This is a genomic window from Devosia sp. (genome assembly GCF_028290435.1).
Taxonomy (GTDB): domain Bacteria; phylum Pseudomonadota; class Alphaproteobacteria; order Rhizobiales; family Devosiaceae; genus Devosia.
In genome coordinates this window covers 17289-37647 of the sequence record NZ_JAQGJV010000043.1, presented here as the reverse complement: position 1 = coordinate 37647, position 20359 = coordinate 17289, and the positions used below count along the sequence as shown (strand labels likewise).

Annotated in this window: 20 protein-coding genes; 8 read left to right on the top strand and 12 right to left on the bottom strand. The window is 64.3% G+C overall.

What is annotated here, in order from left to right; translation table 11 throughout:
* Positions 1–608: zinc-binding dehydrogenase (locus JWP26_RS11140; RefSeq protein ID WP_299727227.1), on the top strand; the 608-nt coding region annotated here is incomplete at its 5' end.
* Between the two features lie 338 nt (positions 609–946).
* Complete coding sequence (locus JWP26_RS11135; RefSeq protein WP_299727224.1) at positions 947–1492, top strand: flavin reductase family protein; 546 nt, start codon at positions 947–949, stop codon at positions 1490–1492.
* A gap of 33 nt (positions 1493–1525) precedes the next feature.
* Here the strand turns inward: JWP26_RS11135 and JWP26_RS11130 are convergent, their stop codons facing one another.
* From JWP26_RS11130 to JWP26_RS11105, 6 genes are read right to left on the bottom strand one after another with little or no spacing between them, the layout of a single operon-like run.
* Positions 1526–2317, bottom strand: a complete 792-nt coding sequence (locus JWP26_RS11130) for a DUF1684 domain-containing protein (RefSeq protein WP_299727221.1) — start codon at positions 2315–2317, stop codon at positions 1526–1528.
* A 15-nt stretch (positions 2318–2332) separates the two neighbouring features.
* Positions 2333–3076 carry an ABC transporter ATP-binding protein gene (locus JWP26_RS11125; protein WP_299727218.1) on the bottom strand — a complete coding sequence of 248 codons (744 nt, stop codon included), beginning with the start codon at positions 3074–3076 and terminating at the stop codon, positions 2333–2335.
* Complete coding sequence (locus JWP26_RS11120; RefSeq protein WP_299727215.1) at positions 3073–3873, bottom strand: ABC transporter ATP-binding protein; 801 nt, start codon at positions 3871–3873, stop codon at positions 3073–3075. Before JWP26_RS11120 ends, JWP26_RS11125 begins: the two co-directional genes overlap by 4 nt.
* Positions 3870–4718: an ABC transporter permease gene (locus JWP26_RS11115; protein ID WP_299727212.1), complete on the bottom strand. Its 849-nt coding sequence runs from the start codon at positions 4716–4718 to the stop codon at positions 3870–3872. The genes JWP26_RS11120 and JWP26_RS11115 overlap by 4 nt, the downstream gene beginning before the upstream one ends.
* A complete protein-coding gene (locus JWP26_RS11110; RefSeq protein WP_299727233.1) occupies positions 4715–5662 on the bottom strand; it encodes an ABC transporter permease in 948 nt (315 codons plus the stop codon). The genes JWP26_RS11115 and JWP26_RS11110 overlap by 4 nt, the downstream gene beginning before the upstream one ends.
* Positions 5663–5707: 45 nt before the next feature.
* On the bottom strand, positions 5708–7168 hold the full coding sequence (locus JWP26_RS11105) for an ABC transporter substrate-binding protein (RefSeq protein ID WP_299727230.1): 1461 nt from the start codon (positions 7166–7168) through the stop codon (positions 5708–5710).
* A 364-nt stretch (positions 7169–7532) separates the two neighbouring features.
* On the opposite strand from JWP26_RS11105, the gene JWP26_RS11100 reads away from it, so the two are divergent.
* The 4 genes from JWP26_RS11100 (at position 7533) to JWP26_RS11085 (ending at position 11988) form a co-directional block, all read left to right on the top strand.
* Complete coding sequence (locus tag JWP26_RS11100) at positions 7533–7958, top strand: OsmC family protein (protein WP_299727209.1); 426 nt, start codon at positions 7533–7535, stop codon at positions 7956–7958.
* Between the two features lies 1 nt (position 7959).
* The gene (locus JWP26_RS11095; RefSeq protein ID WP_299727206.1) at positions 7960–8487 is read left to right on the top strand and encodes a hypothetical protein; all 528 of its coding nucleotides are present in this window, start codon (positions 7960–7962) and stop codon (positions 8485–8487) included.
* Positions 8488–8724: 237 nt separating this feature from the next.
* Complete coding sequence (locus JWP26_RS11090; RefSeq protein WP_299727204.1) at positions 8725–10566, top strand: EAL domain-containing protein; 1842 nt, start codon at positions 8725–8727, stop codon at positions 10564–10566.
* Between the two features lie 189 nt (positions 10567–10755).
* A complete protein-coding gene (locus tag JWP26_RS11085) occupies positions 10756–11988 on the top strand; it encodes an acyl-CoA dehydrogenase family protein (protein WP_299727201.1) in 1233 nt (410 codons plus the stop codon).
* Here JWP26_RS11085 and JWP26_RS11080 read toward each other — a convergent pair.
* From JWP26_RS11080 to JWP26_RS11055, 6 genes are read right to left on the bottom strand one after another with little or no spacing between them, the layout of a single operon-like run.
* The gene (locus tag JWP26_RS11080) at positions 11985–13091 is read right to left on the bottom strand and encodes an aminotransferase class V-fold PLP-dependent enzyme (protein ID WP_299727198.1); all 1107 of its coding nucleotides are present in this window, start codon (positions 13089–13091) and stop codon (positions 11985–11987) included. The genes JWP26_RS11085 and JWP26_RS11080 overlap by 4 nt on opposite strands.
* Positions 13092–13093: 2 nt before the next feature.
* A complete protein-coding gene (locus JWP26_RS11075) occupies positions 13094–13873 on the bottom strand; it encodes an ATP-binding cassette domain-containing protein (protein WP_299727195.1) in 780 nt (259 codons plus the stop codon).
* Complete coding sequence (locus tag JWP26_RS11070; RefSeq protein ID WP_299727192.1) at positions 13870–14652, bottom strand: ABC transporter ATP-binding protein; 783 nt, start codon at positions 14650–14652, stop codon at positions 13870–13872. The genes JWP26_RS11075 and JWP26_RS11070 overlap by 4 nt, the downstream gene beginning before the upstream one ends.
* Entirely contained in the window at positions 14649–15479 is an 831-nt protein-coding gene (locus tag JWP26_RS11065; protein WP_299727189.1) for an ABC transporter permease, read from the bottom strand. The genes JWP26_RS11070 and JWP26_RS11065 overlap by 4 nt, the downstream gene beginning before the upstream one ends.
* Positions 15476–16465, bottom strand: coding sequence for an ABC transporter permease (locus JWP26_RS11060; RefSeq protein WP_299727186.1), 990 nt, complete (start codon positions 16463–16465; stop codon positions 15476–15478). The genes JWP26_RS11065 and JWP26_RS11060 overlap by 4 nt, the downstream gene beginning before the upstream one ends.
* Positions 16466–16497: 32 nt before the next feature.
* Positions 16498–18108 (bottom strand): ABC transporter substrate-binding protein, encoded by a 1611-nt coding sequence (locus tag JWP26_RS11055; RefSeq protein WP_299727183.1) that lies wholly within the window; start codon positions 18106–18108, stop codon positions 16498–16500.
* A 157-nt stretch (positions 18109–18265) separates the two neighbouring features.
* On the opposite strand from JWP26_RS11055, the gene pdxY reads away from it, so the two are divergent.
* Positions 18266–19108, top strand: a complete 843-nt coding sequence (gene pdxY, locus JWP26_RS11050; RefSeq protein ID WP_299727180.1) for a pyridoxal kinase — start codon at positions 18266–18268, stop codon at positions 19106–19108.
* 135 nt (positions 19109–19243) lie between these two features.
* Positions 19244–20314, top strand: coding sequence for an LLM class flavin-dependent oxidoreductase (locus JWP26_RS11045; protein ID WP_299727177.1), 1071 nt, complete (start codon positions 19244–19246; stop codon positions 20312–20314).
* Positions 20315–20359 lie beyond the last annotated feature (45 nt).

Genomic DNA, 20359 nt, shown 5'->3' with positions numbered 1-20359 from the left:
GGACTGCCGGGTTCACCGCCATGCGCGCCATCGACCGGCTTGAGGCCAACGGCCTCACTCCCGGCGATGGCGAGGTGCTGGTGACCGGGGCAGGGGGCGGCACCGGCTCCATCGCCGTGCACCTGCTGGGCAAGCTCGGCTATCAGGTCGTCGCTGTCTCCGGCCGACCGCATCTGGCGGAGGGCCTGCGGCAGCTCGGCGCGACCAAGGTCGTTGGCCGCGACGACGTGATGGGTACGCCGGACAAGCCACTCGAAAGCGCGCGCTGGGCGGGTGTGGTCGATACGGTCGGCGGCTCCATGCTGGGCAAGGTGCTCAAGCAGGTCAAAACCCACGGCGGTGTCGCTGCCTTTGGCAATGCCGGTGGCATTGAGCTCAACACCACGGTGCTGCCTTTCATATTGCGCGGTGTCGCTTTGCTCGGCATCGACAGTGTCATGCAACCCTATTCCGCCCGCATCCCGGCCTGGAACCGTCTCGCCACGCTTTTCGACCCCGCGGCGTTCGAACCCTTCGTCCATGAAATTGGTTTGGCCGAATTGCCCCAGGCCGCGCGCGATATCCTGGCCGGAAAAGTGCAGGGCCGGACGCTGGTGAAGCTGCGATAGCCGCTCTTCACCTCGCCCCTCTGGGGAGAGGTCGGCGCGCAGCGACGGGTGAGGGGCCTTCCCCAAACGCCTCACCCAGTAAAGGCCCCCTCACCCGACCCAAAGAGGGTCGACCTCTCCCTCAAAGGGAGAGGTGAAGGAAGGCGATTGCCACCAATATTCTACTAAAAAGATAGACATTGTCGTTTTGTAGAATCCAATTCTAGCGCTTCCCGCCTCGAGGCAAGCAATTTGTCGCACGGGCGGTGCATTCGCAAAGCGTGCTCTCGCCCCAGACGGGCACGGCGTGGTCGTATTGCCATGTCGCCGCTATGCCTGTTCGAAGGGAAGAAAACTTCATGTCCGTGCTTGATCTGGCTACCCTGACGCCCGCGTTTGATCCCGGTCTGCTGTCCTCAGTCGACAGCGACAGTTTCAAGGATTCGATGCGCCATCTTGCGGGGGCCGTCAGCGTCATCACTGTGGGCAAGGGCGATGACCGGACCGGCTTCACCGCCACATCGGTGTCGTCACTGTCGATTGATCCACCCTCGATCCTGGTCAGCCTGAACCGGAGTTCGTCGTCTTGGCCGACCTTGCAGCGCCATGGCCATTTCGCCGTCAACGTCCTCGCCCACGACCAGCAGCACATCGCCGATCGTTTTTCCGGCCGGGGGGGCATCAAGGGCGCTGATCGCTATCTCGGCGGGCAATGGCAGGAACTGGTCACCGGCACCCCGGCACTGGCCGATGCCCTGACGGTGCTCGATTGCGAGTTGGAAGAGGCCATCGATCGGCATTCCCATTCGATCCTGATCGGCCGGGTTCGCGCCGTTACCACGCGCGGCGACGCCCAGCCGTTGATCTATTGGCACGGCAGCTATCGTCACATCAACGGCCAGTAAAGCCGTCGCGATAGTGCCACTCGTCAGCGCTGCTTAGTGCCCCTTGGGTCGCTGCTCTCCCGCTTCGATGCGGATGGGCAGGATGTTTTCCGGCGGCGGCAGCGGGCAGACGGCATGGACCGTGAAGGCGCAGGGCGGATTGAACGCTTTGTTGAAGTCCAGCACGATGGTGTCGTTGGTCAGGTCCGCGCCATAGAGAAAGCGCGATGCGCCATAGGTTTCGCTCTTTGAGGTCAGGTCGCGCAGTACGAATTGCGGCTTGGCCGTCGTGCCATGGGTGGGCAGCAATTCGTAGGTGACCCCATCATGGGTAAAGACCGCCTTGCGCGTGATGGACACCGTTGTCGGAATACCGGCCACCGTGTCGACATCCATCTGGATCGGTTGATCCAGCTTCACCCAGTCGGCGAGTTTGCGCCAGTTCGGGTCGGTGGGGAAATAGGGCAGGCCGGGGAAGTTCACGCGCTCCGGCGCATCCACGTCGCGCACCCGCAAGGCGTTGCGGCCGTCCATCGTCGTCACTTCCAGCCGCAATGAGCCAAGCGCGAAGCGTGGTGGATTGGCGGGATCGATTTTGAGCACGACGGGCGCTGCGCCAGCTTCTTCGGGCTGGAACGTCACGCCGGCTTGGTCCTGCGTGATGCTGCCGAGCCGGGCCGGGCCGGCGGACAGGACGATGTCATTGTCGTCGCTTGAGCCGACAGTGGAGGTGCCGTCTTCGAGCCAGAACCGGCCGATGACGTTGAGCCAGCCGTCCTCGGCGGTGAGATGGGCAATGCGTTGCGCCTGCCAGTCCTTGATCGTCGCGTCGTAATCGGAAGCCATGGGATCCACCAAAGTTCAGGCCGGCATGCGCGGGGCGCTGTCGATCAGTTTTCGCGTGTAGGGATGCTGGGGGTTGTCGAGGATTTGGCGGGTCTTGCCGCTCTCGACAATCCGACCACGCTCCAGAATGACGATGTCCTGGCACAGCGAGGCGACGACGCCAAGATCGTGCGAGACCAGGACCAGCGTCATCTTCAGGCCGAGCGTCTTGAGCAGTTCAACGATGCGGATGCGCGTCGAGAGGTCGAGGGCGCTCACCGCCTCGTCGGCGAGGATCAGTTCGGGGCGCGCCACGATGGCGCGGGCGATGGCGATGCGCTGGCGCTGGCCGCCGGAAAATTCATGCGGATAGCGGTTCATGGCGTCGGGCGGCAGGCCGACCGAGACCAGCGCCGCCTCGACGGCCTCGCGATGGGGCACGGCGATATCCAGAGATTGCAAAGGCTCGGCGATGATGCCGAAAACGTTCTGGCGGGGATCGAGCGAGGAATAGGGGTCCTGGAATACCGCCTGCACCGAGCGGCGATAGGCGCGCATGAAGCCGCGGTCGCTTGTATCCAAGGCCTGTTCGCCAAAGCGGATGGTGCCGCTGGTCGGGCGGTTGAGGCCCAGCAGCAGACGCAGCAGCGTGGTCTTGCCGGAGCCGGATTCCCCCACGATGCCGAGGTTGCGGTCGCGCTGCACCGTCAGGCTGACATCGTCCAGCACCTGCCGGTCGCGCGTATAGCTGAAGCTGACATGGTCGACGGACAGAATCATGGCGTGCGCCCGAGCGCCTGATCGAAGGCGCGCGCGGCTTCGACGAGGGTTTTGGTATAGGGGTTCTTCGGCGCGCCAAGCACGTCGCGCACGGGGCCTTGCTCAACGGCCTTGCCATTGCGCAAAACCGTCAGGCGATCGACGACGTTGGCGACGACCGGCAGGTCGTGGCTGATGAACAGCAGCGCCATGCCCAGGTCGCGCACCAGGCTATCGAGCAGCTTGAGGATTTCGGCCTGCGTGGTCACGTCCAGCGCTGTGGTCGGCTCGTCGGCGATCAGCAGCTTGGGCCTGCAGGCTAGCGCCATGGCGATGGCTACGCGCTGTCGCTGCCCGCCAGACACTTCGTAGGGATAGGCGGCGGCGATCCGCTCCGGTTGGGGCAGGGCGACGCGCTCCATCAGTGCCAGCACTTCGTGTTTGACGGTTTTCGGGTCGAGACCATCGCGACGATAGCGGCGGCGCAGGGGTTCCTCGATCTGGCGGCCCAGCCGCGTCAGCGGGTCGAGCGCCGTCAGCGGTTCCTGGAAGATCACGGCCGTGGCGCTGCCTCTCAACTGTCCGAGGTTGCGTTCGGGGGCGCCGATGACTTGTTGGCCGTCCAGCGTGATCGAGCCGCGCGCGGAAATATTGCGCGGCAGCAGGCCAGTGATAGCCATCGCCGTCAGCGATTTGCCGGAGCCTGACTCGCCGATCAGCCCCATGCGCTCACCCGCGCCGACGGCGAACGACAGGTCGGACACCAGCGCGCGGCCATCCGTGGAAATCTTCAGGCCTTCGACGGTAAGGAGGCTCATCGCGAGCCTCGCCGTGTCGGGTCGCCGATGTCACGCAGACCGTCGGCTGACAGGTTGATGCCGATGACGAGGATCAGCAGCGCCAGTCCCGGCGCGATGGCGCCGAACGGGGCGGTGTAGACCGTTCCCTGAGCTTCCTGCAGCAGACGCCCCCATGATGCGTTGGGCGGTGGCGCGCCAAGGCCGAGATAGGACAGCGAGGCCTCGGCGATGACAGCGAGGCCGAATTGCAGCGCGAAATTGACCAGCAGGGTCGGCCAGATATTGGGCAACACATGCTTGATCACGATCTGCGGCCACGACGTGCCCGAGGTGCGGGCGGCGGTGATGTAGTCCATCCCGATGACGCGCTTGGCGAGGATGCGCGTCAGCCGGGCGACGATGGCGGAAATGGCGATGCCCAGCGCCAGGATGGCCGACCCCAGGCTCGCCGTATCGCTGGCCGCGACGACCAGCATGGCCAGCAACAGGGTGGGGAAGGCGATCAGGATATCGAAGGCCGCGGCAAAGGCGTCATCGAGCAGCCGGGTTGCGAAGGCCGAGAGGACGCCGAGCGTCACTCCGATGGCCGCGCCGATGGCGACTGCGCCAGCGCCCACCATGAGGGCGATGCGGGAGCCGATCATGATCTGGGTGAACAGGTCGCGGCCAAGCCGGTCGGTTCCCGCCCAATGCAGCAGCGATGGCGCTTCCAGCCGTCCGCCGGCCGTGCTCGACGGATCATAGGGCAGCCAGACCAGCGTCAGCAGCGCCACGGCGACATTGATGCCCACCAGGATTAGCCCAATGGCAAACAGCCAGGAGCGGCGGGACCTGCGCACAGGCGCTGCTGCGATCGCGCTCATGGCGAGCCCACCGCGCGGTCGCGTAGGCGCGGATCGACCAGGCGCTGCACCAGATCGGCGACGAAGCCGATCAGCAGCACCAGCAGCGTCGAGACAAACAGTACGCCCTGCACATTGGGATAATCGCGCTGCGAAATGCCCAGCAGCAGCATCGAGCCGAGGCCGGGCAGGGCGAACACCTTCTCCACCACTACAGCGCCCAGAAAAGTCGATGCCAGCTCGATGCCGAGGATGGAAATGATGGGAACCACGCCATTGCGCACGCCATGGCGCAGCAGCGCTTCGGTGTAACCCGAGCCCAGCGCCCGCGCCGTGCGCAGGTAGTCGCTGCCCAGCACGTCCTGCGTTGCAGACCGGACATAGCGCAGCAGCGACGAGGCCATGACGATGCCGATGGTCAGCACCGGCAGGGCCAGGCTGCGCAGCGCATTGAGGGGATCGGCCCAGCCGTGGCGGGGAAACCCGCCCGAGGGGAACAGGCGAATATTGATGGCAAAGGCGGTGACCAAGAGGATGCCGACCCAAAACACCGGGATGGCGATGCCGAGTTGGGAAACCACCGAAATCACCGCGCCGTACCAGCGATCCGCCTTGACGGCAGCGACAATGCCGAGCGGCACGGCGAGAATGATGGCCAGCGCGAACGAAAGCAGCGTGATGGGAATCGTGACCGTCAGCCGGTCGAGGATTTCGGCACCCACAGGCGCCTGGCTGACGAAGGAGGTGCCCAGGTCAAATCGAGCAAGACTGGAGACGAAGCGCACAAATTGCTCGGTCAGCGGCAGGTCCGAGCCGACCTGCGCCTTCGCCGAGGCAATCTGCTGGGCGGTGGCGCCAACGCCCAGCAGGGCATTGGCAGGATCGCCCGGCAGCAGGCGCAGCAGGGCGAACAGCACCACCGAGGCGAGCAGCAGGGAGAGGATAAGAATGGCGAGCCGGCGCAGGATATAGCTGAGAATAGGCAGCCCCTTTCGCCGGCTCGCGCGAACTTATTTCGCGGCTTTTTCGATATTGTAGGCGAAGAACTGCGAGTTCAGCCCATTGACCGGATAGCCGGTGACCGACGATGCCGATACCACGATCTGGGGATAGAGATATAGCCAATCCGACGCGGCGTCTTCGGCGATCAGCTTGTTGGCTTCCAGCAACTTTGCGGTCTGCTCGTCCACCGTGGCGCTAGCTTCGGACTGCTTGATCAGCTCGATGACCTTGGGATTGTTATAGCCCCAATAGAAATCCGGATTGCCGTAGAACACGATATCGCGGTGGTTGACGTGTTCCTGCAGCGTCGCCGCGAAATCCAGCGACTGGTAGACCTTGGTGTACCATTCGTTGGCGGTGATGATGTTGATCTCGACCGTCACGCCAACCTTGGCCAGCTCGCTCTTGATGAATTCGGCAACGATCGGATGCGGATCGTAATCGGGGGTGTCGAGCTTGAAGGTGAAGCCATCGGGGTAGCCGGCCTCGGTCAGCAGCGCCTTGGCGCTTGCCGGATCATAGGCGTCGACGGCGGTCAGGTCGGTGTACCAGGGATCGGTCGGTGGCACGAATGAGCCGATCAGCGTGCCGTATTCGCCCCAGATCGATTCGAGCAGCTTCTTGTCGTCGATGGCGCGGGCGATAGCCTTGCGCACCTTGACGTTGTCGAACGGCGCGACGCGGTCATTGAACGCCAGGATTTCCTTGGTGGTCGACTGGCCGTTGGTGACGGTGAAGTCAGCATTGTCCTTGAACTGCGCCAAAGCATCGGGGCTTTGCACCGAGGTGATGATGTCGACAGCGCCGGTCAGCAGCGCATTGTTGAGCGCGGTGGCGTCGGTGAAATAGTTGAAGGTCACGCCGGCATTGGTCGGAGCGGTGCCCCAGTACTTGTCGTTGCGATCAAGCGACAGGGTGGAACCGCGGCGCCAATCGGCCAACGTATAGGGGCCGGTGCCATCTTCGCTGTCAGCCAGGCTCTTGGCGGTATCGCTGACGATCCACACATAGCTCAGGTTGTAGGGCAGCGAGATCGACTTTTCCGACAGGGTGATCACCACGGTGGCATCGTCTGGCGTTTCGATCTTGGCGATGGTGGCGAGGCTCTTCTTGCGCGAGCTTTTGGAGGCCTCGGCGGTGACGCGCTCGATGCTGGCCTTGACGTCGGCCGAGGTCAGCGGATCGCCAGAGTGGAAGGTCACGCCGGACTGGAGAGTGAACGTATAGGTCAGGCCGTCCGCGCTGACGGTGTAGTCCTTGGCCAGCGAATTGACCACGGTGCCCGCATCGGTCAGCGCGAACAGCGCTTCGTAGACATTGCCGTTAAAGGCCTCGTTGATGCCCTGGCCGGCGCCGGCGGTGTTGTCGAGGTTCTGCGGCTCGTAGAGCGAGCCGATCTCGATGACGGCGTCCTTGTCGAACGCAGCCTGGGCCAAAACGGCTGGGCTGACGCCGAGCAGGGCGACCATGGCCGCCGTCGCGGCGATGGCACGCACGCCAAACTGACGGCGCGTGACGCCGCGGAAAATCGAATTGCTCATCTAAAACTCCTGATCGTGCCGCTCGGGGCGAGCGGGGCGCACGGTTGACGCAACCGCATGGCGCCGTCTGGTGTATCGATACAATGTCACTTGCTGAATGCCTACTCAACGCCCTGCGGCGCGGTTCCAATTTTTTTAGCTGCAGTAAAATCGATCTCTCGATTCACCCCGGCTTTTGATAAAGCGGTTCTTTGCGGCGCTTGGCGTGCATCTTTGCCTTGCGTGGACGCGCCTGAGCGACAATCTAAGGCGTTGAGACTACGCAGCTTGCACCATCCGAAAGCTCACGATCATGCCCAATATCGTCACCCGTCCCACCACTGTCGGCGCCACGCTGGATCACGCCGGACATGGCGGCGTGCAGGCCAAGTCGGGCGCGGCCGCGCGGCTCGCCAATCTGGCCTCCGATGAAGGTTTCACCCCGCTCGAATTTATGGATGCGGCTTTGGCCGGCTGTCTCGTGCTGAGCGTGCGCATTGCCGCGCGCAAGCTGGGCCTGCTCGACCGGCTGGTCAAAGTCGATGTCGAGGTGACGCATGAAAAGGCCCATGAATTGCCATCGCGGGTGGCCTCGTTCGCCACGAGCTTCGATATAGTGGGGGATTTCTCGGCCGAAGAGCGGCAGGCGCTGATCACGGAAGCTCATGCAATCTGCACCGTCGGCAACACGTTCGAGCATGGTGCGACGATCCACGACGTCGAACCGGCCACTGTCTGACATGGCCCGCATTCCGCAACTCGCCGACGACGCCGCCACGCCCGAACAGCAGGCGGCGCATGATGAAGAGCTGCGCCTGCGCGGCCGCATGACCAATATGAAGCGCACGCTGCTGCATTCGCCCGCGGCTTTGCGGGTTTATGGCGAGTGGTTCACGCTGCGCGACGAACTGCGCCCCGTTCTGGGTGATCGTCCGATCTGGATATTCGCCCACGCCATCAGCCTGGCCTCCGGCAGCGTGGTCGGCACCAATTTCATGCGCCGCGCGCTGATCCAGGGCGGGGACGATCCCGATGCGCTGGATCTGACCGACGCCGAAGCGCTGCTGCAGCGTCTCGGCACCGCAATCGTCAAAAATCCGAAATCCATTCCGGACGATGTATGGCTGGCGCTCGCCGCGCGCTATACCGACAAGACGCTGGTCGACCTGATTGCCTTTGCCGGCCTGATGGTCGCCACCAACCTCTTCACCGATGCCGTCGATACGGAGCTGGACGCCGAATTGCTGCCGTTCCTGGCCGGCGCGTAGACCTGGTCCGCAACGCACACCCAGGTTACGGCCGCCGGCCTTGGCACGATAGAGCGCCGCATCGGCCCGCCGGTCGTCGATTTTTCCGCAATTGGGACGTCAACCGAAGTGCTGACTCATGGCAATGCGCAGGAGCGGTTAATCTTCTGCTGTCACAGCTTGTAAAAACCACGATGTCTGCGGCGTGCATACTTTAGAGCTATAGGTTAATACGAAGTCTCGGGCTTGAGGTGCAACATGAGTGTCCTGAGCGCATCACTATTGCACCTGCAAACGGAGGTGCTGGAGACTATAGCGCGTGGCGAGTCGCTGGCCTCGACGTTCGGCTTGTTATGCCGGCGCGCCGAAGCCATGGCGCCGGGCACGACCTGCACCATTCTTGCCATCGAAGCGCCAGGGATATTGCACACGCTTGCCAGTCCCGGCCTGCCGGCCAGCTTCAGCAAGGCCATCAATGGGCGGCCCATCGGCCCCAAGGTCGGCTCCTGCGGCACGGCGGCGTGGCGCAACGAGCCGGTCCTCGTCACCGACATCGAACATGACCCGCTCTGGGAGGACTACAAGGCCCTGGCGATCCCACTGGGATTGAAGGCGTGCTGGTCAACGCCCATCCCAAACCGCGATGGCGGTGTCGCTGCGACCTTCGCGTTTTATTTCAAGGAGGCGCGTGGCCCCACTGAGCTGGAACGGCGGATCGTCCAGACCAGCGTGCATCTCTGCTCCATCGCCATCGAGCATGAGGACGCCCAGGCTACCAACTATCGCCTTGCCTATTTCGATACACTGACCGGCGTTCCCAACCGCCTGCATTTCAACGGACTGTTGCAGCAGCAGATCGCCGGCGGGACGCCATTCGGGCTGCTGCTGGCCGATATCGACCAGCTCAAGATCGTCAATGACACCATGGGCCACGCGGCTGGCGATGCCGTGATCCGCACCATAGCCGAGCGCATCCACGCCAGTGACCCCGCACTGACCACCTGCCGCCTGGCGGGCGACGAATTTGCCATTATCGTGCCGGCCTGCACCAGCGCCAGCGCACTCGAAGCGACCGCCGGAAAGGTGCTGTCGACGGTCAACGGGCTCATTCTGGCCGCTGGCTACAGCGTGGAGCCCCACATCACCATGGGCGGCGCGCTGTTTGACGCCGCGACCCAGGACGCGGACACGCTTTGCCAGAATGCCGATTTCGCCCTGTATCATGCCAAGGCCACCAATCGCGGCGGCTATGTGCCGTTTACCCGTGAGCTGCGCACCGCCATCGTCAATCGCATCAACGTGGTGCGCGACGTGGGCCAGGCGATCGCCGATGAGCGGATGCTGCCGTACTACCAGCCCATCGTTCGGCTCGACACCCGCGAGATCGTCGGCCTGGAAGCGCTGGCGCGCATGCGGCGTCCCGACGGGAGCATCGCCTCGGCGGCCGAATTCCACGAGGCGTTTTCCGATCCACGCATCGCCTACCAGCTCACCGGCCAGATGCTGACCCAGATCGCCAAGGACATTCGTCTCTGGCTCGATGCCGGCATCCATTTCCAGCATGTGGGCATCAACGTCACCACCGGCGATTTCGAGCGGGGCGACCTGGAAGAGCGGCTGGTCCACACCTTTAGCGCCTTGGGCGTTCCGCTGCGCCACGTGCTGCTCGAGGTCAACGAGGCCGTCTTCGTCGGCGGCAGCGATAACCGCATTCCCAAATCGGTCGATGCTCTGCGCAAGCGCGGATTGCTCGTGGCGCTCGACGATTTCGGCACCGGTTTTGCCTCGCTCACCCATTTGCTGAGCTTTCCGGTCGACGTGATCAAAATCGACAAGTCGTTCGTCGATCGATTGACCACCAGCGCGCCCAGTTCGGTTATCGTCGGCGCCATTCTGGACATCGCCCGCAAGCTGGATATGCGGGTTGTCGCCGAAGGCGTGGAGACGGACGAACAGGTCGAAAAGCTCAGGGAACTCGGCTGCATCCTGGGCCAGGGATATCTGTTCGGCCGGCCCTGTTCGGAGGCCGAAACCACTGCCCTGCTACAGAAATTTGCCCAGAAGTCGCCCGAGGCCGTCGGCACTCAGCGCACGGCATAGCGGCTCGGTGACCGCACGCATCGCTTCTCGGTCGAGAAAGAAAAAATGCGTCGACGCAGAGCTGCTGGTCGGCTCCTGTGACGCGATATCTGTGCTCTCGCATTCAACAATGACCCTTGCCGCGCGCCATGCGGCCTCGTCCGCACGCCAAGCGCCGGACCCGAGCGTCTGTATCCCCGGAGATCCGCTATGCTCAACGAGCTCCTGCAGCCCTCGGCTCCTGCGCGCCTGACGCGCGAGGACATCCTGGCGGGTCTTCCCGCCGTTGTTGCCAAGGTGGCCGAAGGCTCTGCCGAACGGGAGCTCGCAGGCCGGCTTCCTCACGAGATATTCCAGTTCCTGCGCACCACCGGCCTAACGTGGCTGCGCGTGCCCGAAAGCCTGGGCGGTCCGGGGGGCAGCCTGTCCGATCAGGTCGAGGTAACCTGCGCCCTGGCTGCCGCCGATTCCGGCGTTGCCCATGCCTTGCGCGGGCATTTCGGATTTCTGGAGTCGCTGGCGCTGGACCCCGAGGGCGAGACCAGCCGCCGCTTTGCCCCAGAGGTGCTTGCCGGCAAGCTGTTCGGCGGCGCTCACATGGAAATCGGTACGCCCCGGCCCAACATGATCCGCACCACGCTGCGCAAGGAGGGGGACCATTACCGGCTCAGCGGCGAGAAATACTACGCGACCGGCGCGATCTACGCCGATTACGCCAGCTTCAGCGCGGTCGACGAGGAGGGAAAGCCAACCGGCGTTATGGTGCCCGCCAATCGCGACGGCGTCGAAATCCGCGACGATTGGGACGGCATGGGCCAACGCCTGAGCGCCAGCGGCAGCGTGCATCTGGACGACGTGCGCATCGAGGCCAGCGAACTCAACGTGCTCAGAACGGGCGGAACGCCCTATGCCCGTCGCCACAACGCCTCCCGCGCGCAACTGCATTTGATGGCGGTGATCGCCGGCATCGTGCGCAACGTGGTCTCCGACGCAGTGAGCTATGTGCAGGACCAGGCACGCTCCGCAAAACACTCGGCCTCCGAGACGGCGCGAGGCGATCACTTTGTGCAATTGGCGGTGGGCGAAATCATCGCCGCGTCGCACACCATCGACACCCTGATCGCCGAGACGGCGCGACGCCTTGACGAGTCTGCAGTGGCCATTGTCTCCGGGGCGACCGATGTCGACGCGGTGGTGCTGGCGGCCCAGCTTGCCAACTCCAAAGGGCAGGTCATGATCGGCCGCCTGGCGCTGCAGGCAGCACAGCAGTTGTTCGACACCGGCGGTGGTTCGGCCACCTCGCGCAAGCGCAATTTTGACCGACATTGGCGGAATGTTCGCACGCTGTGCAACCACAATCCTGCCTCGCTACGCGGCCGTGTGCTGGGCGATTTTTATCTCAACGGCGTCCGCGACGATTTCGACGAAGGCCGCGTGTTCTAGGACTTCCGATTGACGCGATAGGCATCCGCCACCGCCTCAGCGGCCGCGCCGATATCGACCTGCTCGCCCAAGCTGGCCAAGGCGCTGCCCAGGGCAACGACGTTGGCCAGAATTTGCTCGAAACCGGCATTGGCGCCGGTGTGGTTGAGCCGAACCAGACGCTCGGCAATGCTGCCGACGCCCGCCGAAAGTCCGGGCGAATTGTCCACTGCCGCCAGCACTCGCGACGCGGCGAGATGATCCGGCAAGTGGGCAGCGGTGACAAGGTTGGATGCGTCGCCGGGCGCCACCCAAGGCGTCAAGCCAAGCGCGACGAGGCCTGAACGCGTGGCTTCGGCGGCTTGCACATGCCTGGCGATCAACGCCGGAAGACCCTCGGCTTCGACCCGGTCGAGCGCCGCTCGCAGCGCCCAGAATTCCAGCGCCGAAGGCATGCCGGGGAGGGCGCCGCGACCGGTATCGAGCCAGAGGCGGCGGTGATCGATCAGCGACAGAATGGAGCCGGTCGGTGCCGCTGCGTGATTGGCCAGAGCCCAGGCGGCCGGGCTGATGCTGATGGCGGAGAGGCCCGGCGACCCACCCAGTGATTTCTGTGGGCCGATCACCACCACATCCAGCCCGAGCGCGTCAGTATCGAGCGTGTGGCCACCGACCGAGGCCACGGCATCGATCACGGTGAGAATGCCGCGCTCGCGTGCCAGCGCGGCGATTTGCTCAAGCGGATTGAGAATGCCGCTGGCGGATTCGGCGTGGACCAATGCCAGCAGGCGAGCATCCGGATTGGCGTCGAGCGCGCTGCGGACGGCGTCCAGCGTCACCGGCAGGCCAGGTTTGGCAATGACGTCCGTGACCTTGGCGCCCGCGCTTCGCAGCCAGCCGCCGAACATGTGGCCATAGGGGCTGGTGACGATGTTGATGGCACCGAGGCCCGGTTGACCGAGGCTGGTTGCCACCGCTTCCAGCGCGACGATAGCCTCGCCCTGCACCAGCACGACGTCATTGCTGGTGCCGAGGACCGTCGCGAGACGATCGGCGATATCGGCATAACCCTCGGCAGGGAACGGCGGCAGGTCCAGCAGCGGGTTGGGAGCGGGGATTGGCATGATCAGTCCTGGGCTGGCATGAGGTGGGGCACAGCGGCGATGAGCGCCTTACCGGTCGCTGATTGCGGAGCGGCGATCACCTGCGCGGTGGGGCCGGTTTCCACGATCCGGCCGTGATCCATGATCGCAACGCGATGCGAAATGGCCCGAACCACGGCAATATCGTGCGACACGAAGATGTAGCTGATGCCGCTCTCGGCCTGCAGTTCGACCAGCAATTTGAGGATATGCGCCCGCGCGGAAACGTCGAGGGCGGATGCCGCTTCGTCGAGCACGATCAGCCGGGGTTCGGTGGCGAGCGCGCGGGCAATGGCGACGCGCTGGCGCTGTCCACCGGAGATTTCGTGAACGGCACGGCTGGCCAGAGCGGCGGGCAGGCCGACGCGGTTGAGCAGGTGGGCAATGGCGGCAGGTCGGCCACCGCTATCGGCAAGGCGATGGATGCGCAAGGGATCGCCGATGACATCGGCAACACTGGCGCGGGGGTTGAGGGCCGCAAGTGGGTCTTGAAATACCATCTGGATGCGTTTGCGTGTGGCACGCAGGGCCTTGCCGCGCAGCGCCAACAGGTCAGCGCCTTCGAATTGCAGCGTGCCCACATCGGCATCGATGAGGCGCACTACGAGCCGGGCGAGGGTGGTCTTGCCGCTGCCGGACGGCCCGACAATGCCAAGGGTTTCGCCGTCGTCTACGGAAAAGCTGGCGCCATCGACGGCGGCCAGCCGGACGCCTCCACGACGGAAGGATTTGCCCAGGTTCTCGGCGATGAGGAGCGCACTCATGCGCGCGCTCCGATCAAGGGCGGCGTGGTTAAGTCTATATGGGCGGCAAGTAGGCTCGCCGTATAGGGCTCGCGCGAATGCCCGATGATGTCGGCAGCGGCGCCGATTTCGACCAGCTTTGCCTGGCGGAATACCGCGATGCGGTCGGCAAGACTGGAGGCGAGCGCGATATCGTGGGTGATGAACAGCAGCGTCATGCCTTCCTCGGCCACGAGGCCTCGAAGCAGCGCCACGATCTCGGCCTGCACGATTGTGTCGAGGGCGCTGGTGGCTTCGTCGGCGATCAACAGGCCTGGCCCGGCGGCGATGGCGGCAGCAATGGCGACGCGTTGACGCTGCCCGCCGGATAGTTGATGCGGAAAGGCGCGCAGCAGGCTTTCGGGATCGGGCAGTAGCACGCGCGCCAACAGGTCGCGGGCGCGCTGGCGGGCGGCGTTCCAGTCGAGGCCAAGATGCGCCACAGCGCCTTCGGCGATCTGTTCGCCAATGGTCAGCACTGGATCGAGGCTGGAGGATGGGTCCTGGAATACCATGCCGATATCGCGGCCGGGCACGGGTGGGCCGTTCGGCCAGTGGATCGTTCCAGCCTGCTCGGCGGATGCGGGGAGTAATCCCGCCAGAGCCAGAGCCAGCGTGCTTTTGCCCGAGCCGCTCTCGCCGATGATGGCCAGGCGCTCGCCGCTGTTGATGGTCAGGCTGACGCTATCAAGGGCTGTGACGCTTCGGCTGCCTTGGCGGAAGGCGACACTCAGGTTGTCTATCGTGATCAACGTAGTCATGACCGCACCGCGCGGCGGCTGAGGGCTTCGGACAGCCCTTCACCGAAAAGGTAAACCCCGAGCACGGTGACGACGAGCGCGATGCCGGGAATGATGGACAGGAATGGCGACGAGCGCAGCACGGCGCGGCCTTCAGCGATCATCGAACCCCAGGTGACGATATTGGGGTCACCCAGGCCGAGAAAGGACAAAGCCGCCTCGGTCAGGATGGCGCCGGCGACGATCACCGCGCTGAGGGCCAGTACTGGCGCGAGGGCATTGGGGAGGATTTGCCGGAACGCGATTTCGGCGGGGTGCATGCCGATGACGCGGGCGGCGGCGACATAGTCGCGCTCGCGCAAAGAGAGCACCTCGGCGCGGGCGAGGCGCGCGGGGCCGGTCCATGCACTCAATGCGATGGCGAGGACGACGACTGGCAGCGAAGCGCCGATGACGCTGACAAAGGCCAATGCCAGCAGAAAGCCGGGGACGGTCTGGAAGGCATCGACCACGCGCATCAGCGCTTCATCGACAAGGCCACCCGCAAAGCCCGCAATCGTGCCGACACTGGCCCCGATGATGATGGCGGCCAAGGTAGCGGCGAAGCCGACCAGGAGGGATGCGCGGGAGCCGTGCACTAGCTCGGCCAGGACATTGCGGCCCAGCCGGTCGGTGCCGAGGGGTAGGGCCCAGTCGGTGAATGGCGCGGTCAGCGGGGGGCCGACGATGGACAGTGGATCGCGCGGAAACAGGAACGGTGCGCCCAGTGCGATGACAATCAAGGCGGCCAATACGGCAGCGCCGAACAGGCCCTCGGGCGAACGGGTGAAACGCGCGACCAGACTCATGCGCTGGCCTCGCTGGCGCCGACGCGCGGATCGAGCATTGCATAGACCACGTCGACGATCAGGTTGGTGACGATGACCAGCACTGCGCTGATGACGATGATGCCCATGAGCAGCGGCGTATCGCGACCGCTGACCGCTTCCTGCGCCAGCCGGCCGAGGCCGGGTATGGAGAAGACGCTTTCGATCACCACGCTCCCGCCCAGCATGGTGGCCGATTGCAGGCCCAGCATGGTGATGAGCGGTAAGAGGGCATTGCGGGCAACGTGCCGCCAGACGATGCGGCGGCGGGACAGGCCTTTGGCGCGGGCAGCGAGGACGAAATCCTGCCGCCAGACTTCCACCATGCCGGCGCGCATGAGACGTAGATAGAGCGCGAGATAAATGAGGGCCAAAGCCCCGACCGGTAGCACCAGATGGCGCAAGATGTCCCAGGCGCGGTCGAGCCCAGCCTTGCCGGAGGCCAGCGTTTCGATGCCGGAGAGCGGCAGCCAGCGCAGTTGCACGGAAAACACCACGACCAGTACGAGGCCAAGCCAGAAACTGGGCACGGCGTAGAGCGCGAGGGAGCCGATGGAGAGCAGCCGATCACGGGCACTCCCGGGCCGGGAGCCGGCGACGATGCCGAGCAGTGAGCCAATGCCGAAGGACAGGGCGACGGCGCTGCCCATCAGCAGCAGCGTATTGGGCAGGCGCTCCAGCACGACATCGAGGATCGGCCGGTTGAGCAGGACCGAATGGCCGAAGTCGAGATGCGCGATATTCCACAGATAGAGGCCGAGCCGGGTGATGGGGGATTGGTCTAGCCCCCAATCGGCGCGCAAAGCTTCCACGAGCGCCGCGTCGCCCCCGCCACTCGACACCAGATAGGCGTCCACCGCGTCCCCGGAGGCCAGTTCGAGCAGGAAGAACGTGCCGACGAGCACGATCAGCAGCACCGGAATGCTGCCAATCAGGCGACGGATGACGAGTTTGCCGGCACGCTGCAATGCGTTATTCCAACTGGTGCCGCCCTAGACGATCAGCCATCGATCCAGGTATCGGCCCAGTTCGAAACCGCCCAGCGCGGATTGTTCGAGACATTGTGCACGCTGGTGCGCGCTACGGTGATGAAGCCCCATTCGGCGACGTTGATCAAGGGGAGATCCTCGGCAACCGCCTGCTGGAACTGGTTGTAGAGCGCGGTGCGGGCCTTGTCATCGACGGTGACGAGCGCGTCATCGATCAGCTTGTCGATGGCCGGATTGCTGTAGCCACCCTGGTTGGAGAACGGCACGCCTTCCGCCGTCGCAGTGCGCACAAGGATGGTGGTGGAGATCGCCGGATCGCCGCGGAACACCGGCGGAGCGACCGCGATATCGAAGGCATGATCGGTGTAAACGGCCTGCTGATGGGCCGCGCTGTCGTTATTGGCGATCTGCGCGTCGATGCCGACGGCGGCCAGTGCCTGGCGCAGATAGGCGCCGAACTGCGTCGTTTCGTTGAAATAGGGGGCCGGCAGCAGGCGGAGGGTGAAGCGATTGCCATCGGCGCCGCGCGCGTAACCCGCCTCATCCAGCAGGGCATTGGCCTTGTCGACGTCGAACGCATATTGCGGAGTGCTGGCGTCGTAGAACTCCGGCGCGTTCTGCGGCACGATGCCGGTAGCGGCCTTGGCGTAGCCGAGGAAAATGTTATCGACGACGAATTTCTTGTCGATGGCGTGGGCGATGGCCTGGCGTACTTTGAGATTGGCCAATTGCTCGGTGCGATGGTTGATTTCGACGGCGAGCTGGTAGGTCAGCCCCTCATAGCCCTTGGAGATGACCTCGATGCCCTCGACCTTGCCGATGCGGTCGAGATCGGCCAGGGGCACGGCCGAGAATGCAGCAAGCTGGATTTCTTCAGCTTCCAATGCGCTCGCCGCAGCGGCCCGGTCGGGAAGCACGCGATAGAGGATTTCATCGAGGTTCGGTTCGCCCTCGCCCCAATAGGTTTCGTTGCAGCTGAGCAGGTAATATTCGCCCGGCTTGTATTCGGTGAACTTGAACGGGCCGGTGCCGACGAGTTTGGCATTGGCCGGATTCTCGGCGATGTCGGTGCCGTCATAGAGGTGCCTGGGCAAGACGCTGGTGGTGGCGGGCAGTGCGTAGCGGATGAGCTGGAATGGCGTGGGCTTGGAGAAGCGGAAGATCGCGGTCAGCGGATCGGGTGTGTCGACGGATTCAAGATTGGCGAAGACCAGTCGACCCAGGTTCTGCAGCGGCTTCCAGACCTGGAGCGCGGAGAAGGCGACGTCCTCGGAGGTGAACGGCTTGCCGTCGTGCCAGGTTACCCCCTCGCGGAGGGTGAAGGTGGCGGAGAGGCCGTCCGCCGAACCCTCCCAGGCGGTCGCGAGGCGCGGCGCGAGGCCGTTTTCGCCATCGAAGGAGGCTTCGGCGAGGGGCTCGATGACTTTGCTGGAAATGAAGAACACGCCGTTGGAGGCGACGATGGCGGGATTAAGATTGCGCGGTTCGGAATCGGCGGCGACGATGAGGCGGCCGCCCTTGACGGCGTCCTGCCCGAAAGCCAGACGGGGCAAGGCGGTGGAGGCCAGCAGCGCGGCGCTGGCACCCAACAATGTGCGGCGAGAAACGAGAAACTTGCTCATCTGTTATGCCCTTGTCTTGGCTGAGGAATTAACTCTTACTCTAGTCCTTGGGTAGGGTTACGCCAGAGATGGCATTCTAGGCGATGCCGCGTGGGCTAGAAAATTCTGCCGAACCGGCCCAGGTTCTCAACACAACACATATTCCGATCGGCCCAATATGAGCGTAATCTCCATTCAGTCCCAGGTCATCCATGGCCATGTCGGCAACAGCGCGGCGGTGTTTCCGCTGCAACTGGCCGGGTTCGAAGTGGCGGCGGTGCCCACCGTACTGCTCAGCAATCACCCGGCCTATCCCAGCGTCAAGGGCCGGGTCATGGATGCGGGCCTGGTCGCCGACCTGCTGGCGGGGCTGGAGGATCGCGGACTGTTGGACAGCACGCGCGTGTTGGTGACGGGCTATATCGGCTCGCCGGAGATCGCGGCGGTGGTGGTGGATTTCGTGACGCGCGCCAAGGCCCGCAATCCGGACCTGCTCTATGTCTGCGATCCGGTAATGGGCGATTTCGGACCGGGCTTTTATGTCAAACCGGAAGTGCGCGAGGCCATTATCGGCCGCCTTGTGCCACTCGCCGACATAATGACGCCCAACCGGTTCGAATTCGATGCGTTGGTCGGTCGCGCAAGCCCTGATACCAGCGCGCTGGTTGCGGCGGCGCGCAGTCTGGGCAAGTCCATCGTGCTGGTGACGGGCAGCCCGGCTGCGCCGCAGAGCATCGAGACGATCGCGGTGGATCAATCGGCGGCATGGCGGGTGGCAACGCCGGCGCTGGTGACAAAAGCATCGGGGACGGGTGACTTGCTGACCGCGCTCTTCGTGGCGGCGACGCTCAAGGGCAGAGCGACGCCGGATGCTTTGGCCGACGCGGTGTCGGGCGTTTTCTCCATCATTGAGGCCACCGTGGCACAGGACGGGCTGGAGCTGGAACTGGTGCGCCAATCGGGGCTGCTCTTCGCGCCACCGCGCCGGTTTGCCAGCAGTCAGGTATCCGGGGGAAGCTAAGCTTCGTGAATATGCGACCCAAAATGACCGGACCGGCTACGCGTTCTTGGTTAGAATGCGCTCGGCGGCTCGGCCGGTCATCAATAGGCCCCAGGCTCGCCGAGGCCTAACTCAACGAGAGCTGCAGTTCATCGCATGAGCGCCAATTCAGAATTCCTCTGGTACATCCCCAATGACACCAAGCCGGGCCATCGGGGCGACGCCCCCAGCGAGAACCACAACAGTCTCGATACGCTGACCAGCCAGGCCAAGGCGCTGGAAGATCATGGCTGGAAGGGTGCGCTGATCGGAACGGGTTGGGGCCGGCCCGACACATTCACTGTCGCGGCGGCGCTGGCGGCGCGCACGACGACATTTGAGCCGCTGGTGGCGATCCGGCCGGGCTATTGGCGTCCGGCGCAGTTCGCGTCCGCTGCGGCGACATTGGACCATCTGACGGGCGGTCGGCTGCGCATCAATATCGTTTCGGGCCAGGATAATCTGGCCGCCTATGGCGACAGCGAGGGCGATCAGGCCAATCGCTACGCGCGCACGAAAGAGTTCATGCGGCTGGTTCGCCGGCTGTGGACCGAGGACAACGTGACCTTTGCGGGCGAGCATTTTGGGGTCACCGACTCGACCGTGGCGCCGCGCATTGAGGCGCGTGGCGATCGTCTTCATCCCAAGCTTTACTTTGGCGGCGCGTCGGATGCGGCCGAGCAGGTGTCGGCCACCGAAGCCGATATCCAACTGTTCTGGGGAGAGCCACTGGAGGGCGTCCGCGAGCGGATCGAGCGTCTCAAGGCGCTGAGCGCGACTTTGGATCGCGACCTGCCGCCGCTGCAATTCGGACTGCGGATCACCACGCTGGTCCGCGATACCACCGAAGAGGCCTGGGCCGATGCCGAGGCGAAAGTCGCCGAGATGGCCAAAGGGCAGGGCGCACGTTGGGGCGATCACACGCGGGCGGTCGCGGTGGGGCAGCAGCGCCTGCTCGATCTGCACAAGCAAGGCGATGTGCTAGACGACAATCTTTATACCGCGCCGGGCAAGTTCGGTGGCGGTGGCGCCGGCACCACCTGGCTGGTTGGCTCGGCCGAAGATGTGGCCCGGTCGCTGCGCAAGTATGAGGACTTGGGCATTACCCAGTTCGTGCTCTCCGACACGCCCTATCTGGCCGAGATCAAGCGGCAGGGCGATCAACTGCTGCCGCTGTTGCGGACGTAACCGCGCGGCGCACTGCCGATTGGGCCGCACTAGTATTAAATTTCG

Bases quoted from the DNA above. Each gene is read 5' to 3' on its own strand.
- JWP26_RS11135 (WP_299727224.1), top strand. From the start codon at position 947: ATGTCCGTGCTTGATCTGGCTACCCTGACGCCCGCGTTTGATCCCGGT.
- JWP26_RS11130 (WP_299727221.1), bottom strand. From the start codon at position 2,317: ATGGCTTCCGATTACGACGCGACGATCAAGGACTGGCAGGCGCAACGC.
- JWP26_RS11125 (WP_299727218.1), bottom strand. From the start codon at position 3,076: ATGATTCTGTCCGTCGACCATGTCAGCTTCAGCTATACGCGCGACCGG.
- JWP26_RS11120 (WP_299727215.1), bottom strand. From the start codon at position 3,873: ATGAGCCTCCTTACCGTCGAAGGCCTGAAGATTTCCACGGATGGCCGC.
- JWP26_RS11115 (WP_299727212.1), bottom strand. From the start codon at position 4,718: ATGAGCGCGATCGCAGCAGCGCCTGTGCGCAGGTCCCGCCGCTCCTGG.
- JWP26_RS11105 (WP_299727230.1), bottom strand. From the start codon at position 7,168: ATGGTCGCCCTGCTCGGCGTCAGCCCAGCCGTTTTGGCCCAGGCTGCG.
- JWP26_RS11100 (WP_299727209.1), top strand. From the start codon at position 7,533: ATGCCCAATATCGTCACCCGTCCCACCACTGTCGGCGCCACGCTGGAT.
- JWP26_RS11095 (WP_299727206.1), top strand. From the start codon at position 7,960: ATGGCCCGCATTCCGCAACTCGCCGACGACGCCGCCACGCCCGAACAG.
- JWP26_RS11090 (WP_299727204.1), top strand. From the start codon at position 8,725: ATGAGTGTCCTGAGCGCATCACTATTGCACCTGCAAACGGAGGTGCTG.
- JWP26_RS11085 (WP_299727201.1), top strand. From the start codon at position 10,756: ATGCTCAACGAGCTCCTGCAGCCCTCGGCTCCTGCGCGCCTGACGCGC.
- JWP26_RS11080 (WP_299727198.1), bottom strand. From the start codon at position 13,091: ATGCCAATCCCCGCTCCCAACCCGCTGCTGGACCTGCCGCCGTTCCCT.
- JWP26_RS11075 (WP_299727195.1), bottom strand. From the start codon at position 13,873: ATGAGTGCGCTCCTCATCGCCGAGAACCTGGGCAAATCCTTCCGTCGT.
- JWP26_RS11070 (WP_299727192.1), bottom strand. From the start codon at position 14,652: ATGACTACGTTGATCACGATAGACAACCTGAGTGTCGCCTTCCGCCAA.
- JWP26_RS11065 (WP_299727189.1), bottom strand. From the start codon at position 15,479: ATGAGTCTGGTCGCGCGTTTCACCCGTTCGCCCGAGGGCCTGTTCGGC.
- JWP26_RS11055 (WP_299727183.1), bottom strand. From the start codon at position 18,108: ATGAGCAAGTTTCTCGTTTCTCGCCGCACATTGTTGGGTGCCAGCGCC.
- pdxY (WP_299727180.1), top strand. From the start codon at position 18,266: ATGAGCGTAATCTCCATTCAGTCCCAGGTCATCCATGGCCATGTCGGC.
- JWP26_RS11045 (WP_299727177.1), top strand. From the start codon at position 19,244: ATGAGCGCCAATTCAGAATTCCTCTGGTACATCCCCAATGACACCAAG.